The following is a 4,535-nucleotide window of genomic DNA, read 5'->3' as shown; positions in this document are numbered from 1 at the left end:
GGCGGCGGGTCCCTGTCCCAGCCGGTGCAGGTGCTGCTGCATCCGGGCACGCAGCCCCGGTCCTTCACGGGCTCCGACCTGTCGCGCGGCGGGGTGTTCCTGCACGCGACGGGGGAGCTGCCCCCGCTGTTCGCGCGGGTCCAGGTGGTGCTGCCGCTGCGCACGGGGCCGCTGGCCGTCACGTGCGAGGTGGTACGCCACGTCTCGCCCGAGCAGGCCCGGGCCTGGAGCATGTGCCCGGGCTTCGGCGTCCAGTTCGTCGCGCCGTCGCCCACGTTGAAGGCCCGCGTGGAGCAGCACCTCTCCGGCGCCCCGGCCTCCGCGCCGCCCGCGCCCCGGGAGCTCCCCGACGACGCCGAGGCGGAGCGCGTCCTGGAGTCCCACCGCGAGCGGCCCGGCGGGGATGGCACCCACTACACGGTGCTGGGGCTCGCGCCGGACGTGGAGCTGGAGGCCGTGCGGGAGCGGGCGCGCGACGTGTGGACCACCCTGTCGGCCTTGCGGCAGCGGCCCCTGTCGCGCGGGCAGCAGTCGCGCCTGGAGTCGATGCTGGGCCGCGTGAGGGACGCGGGGGACACGCTGGGCGTGCCGCTGCGCCGGGCGCGCTACGACGCACGGCTGGGCAACCCCCGGGGCGTCGCCCGGTGCCTGGAGGCGGGCCTCACCCCCGGACAGGCGGAGGCCCTGCGCCGCGAGTACCTGGCCGAGCAGCCCCGGGCGGTGGGCGCCGCACGGGTGCACTTCCTCACCGGCGGCGCGCTGGAGCGCGACGGCCAGCTCCAGCGCGCCCTGGAGGCCTACGAGCGCGGCTTGAAGCTGGACCCGCTGGAGCTGGAGTTCCAGCAGCGCTACCGCGTGGTGGACCGGGCCCTGGGGGCCCGCGCGGCGGGAGCCCGCAACGAAAGAGCCCGATTCCCTGGGGAGGGAACCGGGCCCTGACAGGCAACAGCGGGGCTGACTAGTTGGTGCTACAGCCGGAGCTGAGGCCCGAGATCTTGCCGCTGCAGGTGACGAGCTTGCCGAGGAGCGCCGTCTGCTCGCCCTGGGTCTTGTCGGCACAGTCGCTGATGTCGTTCACGCAGTCCGTGAAGGCGCTCAGCTTATCCTTGTCGTCGTCCGTGCAGGACTTGGTGCTCTCCTCGCAGCTCTCCACGTCCTCGTCGGTGAACTCGACATCGGAGGCGTCGATGCCGCAGCTCTCGTAGACGGACTTCAGGTGCGAGCCGGCGTCCTTCGCGTCGTCGCAAACGCTGCCGCCGCAGGCCGTGAGCGTGAGCGAGGCCATGGCCGCCAGGCCGAACAGGATCTTCTTCATGGTGTGTCTCCCCCTCGAAATGAGGTACAGGTTGGGTTGCAAGCGGCGCGCATCCTAGCGATCATCCGCTTGGTTTCCAGTAGACTTTATTCCGGGAATTCCATTCAAAAGTAAATAGGGCGCCGGGTGGAGGTCTGATCCGCCATGTGCCTTGACTCCCCCCGGGGTTTCCCGTAAGTCCCGCCGTCTTTTAGCGCGCCGGGCGGTCCGCCGTCCGAAATGCGCGTTGGATTCCATGGGTTGAACCAACCCGAAGCTGACAGGGGTTCGACGATGTACGCAGTCATTCGCACAGGCGGGAAGCAGTACCGCGTTGCCGAAGGCGACGTTCTCCGGATCGAGAAGATCGCCGGGGACATCGGCGCCGAGGTCTCCTTCACCGAGGTCCTCCTCCTGGGCGGCTCGGACAGCCCGAAGGTGGGGCAGCCGACGGTGTCGGGCGCGAAGGTCGTGGGCAAGGTGCTGGCGCAGGACAAGCACCGCCGCGTCCTCCACTTCCGCAAGGAGAAGGAAGGCTGGACGCGTCGCCGTGGCCACCGCCAGCCGTACACCGAGGTGAAGGTCACCTCGATCTCCGGCTAGTCGGTCGCTGCCTTCCCGGACTTTTTCAGTCACGAACTTCAAGGAGCAGGTGTCATGGCCCATAAAAAGGGACAGGGTTCTTCGCGCAACGGGCGTGATTCCAACCCGCAGTACCGCGGCGTGAAGGTGTATGGCGGCGAGACGATCTCCGCGGGCAGCATCCTCGTGCGGCAGGTCGGCACGGTCATCCACCCGGGCACGAACGTGAAGCTCGGCCGCGACTTCACCCTCTTCTCGACGGTGGACGGCGTGGTGAAGTACGAGCGCCTCGGCCGCGACAAGAAGAAGGTGTCGGTGTACCCGGCCGCTGCCGCCGAGCAGGCGACCGCCTAGTCGGCTGCTCCGGGGGCAACCCCGGGCACGGCATCCCCGAGCGGGTCGTTCCCGGTCCACCCCGTCCTCGCGGACGGTTGGATGCGAGGACGGCCCGCTTTGTATTTTTCCAGGAGGGCGTTCGCCCCATGAAGTTCGTCGACGAAGTGCGCATCTACGTGAAGGCGGGGGACGGCGGGAACGGCGCCGTGTCCTTCCGGCGCGAGAAGTTCATCGAGCGGGGCGGTCCCAACGGCGGTGACGGTGGCAACGGCGGCTCCGTGTCGTTCGTCGCGAACCCGCAGCTCACCACGCTCCTGGACTACCGCTACCAGCAGCACCACCGGGCGAAGAACGGCGAGCACGGCATGGGCAGTGACTGCAACGGTCACGGGGCCGACGACATGGTGCTCCAGGTGCCGGTGGGCACGTTGATCCGCAACAACGACACCGGCGACCTGCTGGTGGACCTGAGCGAGCCGGGCCAGGAGTACGTGGCGGCCAAGGGCGGCCGTGGCGGCCTGGGCAACATGAACTTCGCCACCTCCACGCGCCAGACGCCGCGCTTCGCGCAGGACGGCACGCAGGGCGAGGAGATCACCCTGCGGCTGGAGCTGAAGCTGCTGGCGGACGTGGGCCTGCTGGGCTTCCCCAACGCGGGCAAGAGCACGTTCATCTCGCGCGTGAGCCGGGCGCGGCCGAAGGTGGCGGACTACCCGTTCACCACGCTCGTGCCGAACCTCGGCATGGTCCAGTACAAGGACAACCTGTCCTTCGTCATGGCGGACATCCCCGGCATCATCGAGGGCGCCAGCGAGGGCGTGGGCCTGGGCCACCAGTTCCTGCGCCACGTGGAGCGCTGCAAGGTGCTGGTGCACCTCATCGACATGGGCGCCGAGGGTGAGGGCCGCAAGCCGCTGGACGACTTCAACATCCTCAACGTGGAGTTGAAGAAGTACAGCGCGGAGCTGGCCAGCAAGCCGCAGGTGGTGGCCGCGAACAAGCTGGACCTGACGGAGGCCCGCGAGCGGCTGGGGCCCTTCACGGAGGCCCTGCGCCGCCGTGGCATCCGCGTGTACCCGGTGTCCTGCGCCACGGGCGAGGGCATGCAGGCGCTGATGGACGCGGTGGCGGAGGTGCTCTTCACCGGCCGCACCGAGAAGATCCACGTGGAGGCCCCGCCGAAGCGCTCGGCCGCCGCCCCCGCGAAGAAGGCGTCCTCCGCGAAGCAGGCCCCGGTGAAGAAGGCCGCCGTGAAGAAGGCCCCGGCGAAGAAGGCCGCGCGCAGGCCCGTGGTGAAGAAGGCCGCCGCGAAGAAGGCCGTGGCGAAGAAGGCGGGCGGTGCTCGCAAGGCCGTGGCGAAGAAGTCCGCCGCGAAGAAAGGCTCGCGCAAGCCGGTGGCGAAGAAGACCGCTCGCAAGGCCCCGGTGAAGGCGTCCGCAAGGAAGCCCGTGCGCAAGGCGTCCGCGAAGAAGTCCGCCGCGAAGAAGTCCGGCGGGAGGCGCTGAGTCGATGGCTGGTGGAGGCCCCCGCTACGAGAAGTTCGAGCGCGACGTCGTCGAGCCGGAGCAGTTCCTGCTTGACGAACGCAAGGAGCGCATCGACCGCGTCGTCAGCCAGCGCACGCGCAACTTCACCGTGGTGCTCGACCGGCTGGAGGACAACTTCAACATGGCCGCGGTGCTGCGCACCTGCGAGTCCATGGGCGTGCAGGAGGTGCACGTCGTCATCAACCCGGACGCGCCCTTCATCCCCAACTCGCGGGTGGCCCAGGGCTGCGACAAGTGGTTGGACGTGCACCTCTACAAGACGTTCGCGGAGTGCCGCGAGCACCTGAAGGGGCAGGGCTTCAGCCTCTACGCGTCCGCGCTGCGCGAAGGGGCCACCAGCCTCTACAGCCTGCGCTTCGACACGAAGTTCGCCATGGTGTTCGGCAACGAGCGCTTCGGCGTGAGCGACGACGTGCTCTCCGGCGTGGACGGCACCTTCTGGGTGCCCATGAAGGGCTTCAGCCAGAGCCTGAACATCTCCGCGGCGGCCTCGGCCAGCATCAGCCGGGCGATCGCCTGGCGGGACGAGCACCTGGGAGGCTCCGGGGACCTGACGCCCGACGAGGCCCAGGCCCTGCGCGAGCGCTTCTACCTGCTGGGCGTGAAGCAGCGGAAGCGTCTGGTCAAAGCCACACAGCGGTGAATGCTGGCCCCCCGGGGGCCGTCCGGATGCGGTAGATGGTCCCCGCGGGCACCCCGGTGCCTGCTCCGGAGGCGCACGCCATGTTGCTGGAATCCCTGCTCTTCACGCTGCTCGCCGTGCCGCAGGCCCCCAC

At 69.4% G+C, this 4,535-nt stretch carries 6 protein-coding genes; 5 read left to right on the top strand and 1 reads right to left on the bottom strand.

The window, feature by feature from the left end; translation table 11 throughout:
• Positions 1–939, top strand: a 939-nt coding sequence (locus D7V93_RS38675) for a PilZ domain-containing protein (RefSeq protein WP_208723295.1), incomplete at its 5' end; no start/stop codon positions are given.
• A gap of 19 nt (positions 940–958) precedes the next feature.
• Here D7V93_RS38675 and D7V93_RS38670 read toward each other — a convergent pair.
• Positions 959–1,315 (bottom strand): hypothetical protein, encoded by a 357-nt coding sequence (locus D7V93_RS38670; protein ID WP_120648082.1) that lies wholly within the window; start codon positions 1,313–1,315, stop codon positions 959–961.
• Between the two features lie 273 nt (positions 1,316–1,588).
• Between D7V93_RS38670 and rplU the strand changes: the two genes are divergently transcribed.
• The 4 genes from rplU to D7V93_RS38650 all read left to right on the top strand — a co-directional run bounded on the left by rplU (position 1,589) and on the right by D7V93_RS38650 (position 4,402).
• Complete coding sequence (gene rplU / locus D7V93_RS38665) at positions 1,589–1,897, top strand: 50S ribosomal protein L21 (RefSeq protein ID WP_120630186.1); 309 nt, start codon at positions 1,589–1,591, stop codon at positions 1,895–1,897.
• A gap of 54 nt (positions 1,898–1,951) precedes the next feature.
• Positions 1,952–2,230, top strand: a complete 279-nt coding sequence (rpmA, locus tag D7V93_RS38660) for a 50S ribosomal protein L27 (protein ID WP_120630185.1) — start codon at positions 1,952–1,954, stop codon at positions 2,228–2,230.
• A 128-nt stretch (positions 2,231–2,358) separates the two neighbouring features.
• On the top strand, positions 2,359–3,717 hold the full coding sequence (obgE, locus tag D7V93_RS38655; RefSeq protein WP_120648081.1) for a GTPase ObgE: 1,359 nt from the start codon (positions 2,359–2,361) through the stop codon (positions 3,715–3,717).
• 4 nt (positions 3,718–3,721) lie between these two features.
• On the top strand, positions 3,722–4,402 hold the full coding sequence (locus D7V93_RS38650; protein ID WP_120613728.1) for a TrmH family RNA methyltransferase: 681 nt from the start codon (positions 3,722–3,724) through the stop codon (positions 4,400–4,402).
• Positions 4,403–4,535: the final 133 nt, after the last annotated feature.

Source organism: Corallococcus llansteffanensis (assembly GCF_003612055.1).
Lineage (GTDB): Bacteria > Myxococcota > Myxococcia > Myxococcales > Myxococcaceae > Corallococcus > Corallococcus llansteffanensis.
This window is presented reverse-complemented; position numbering and strand designations above follow the sequence as displayed.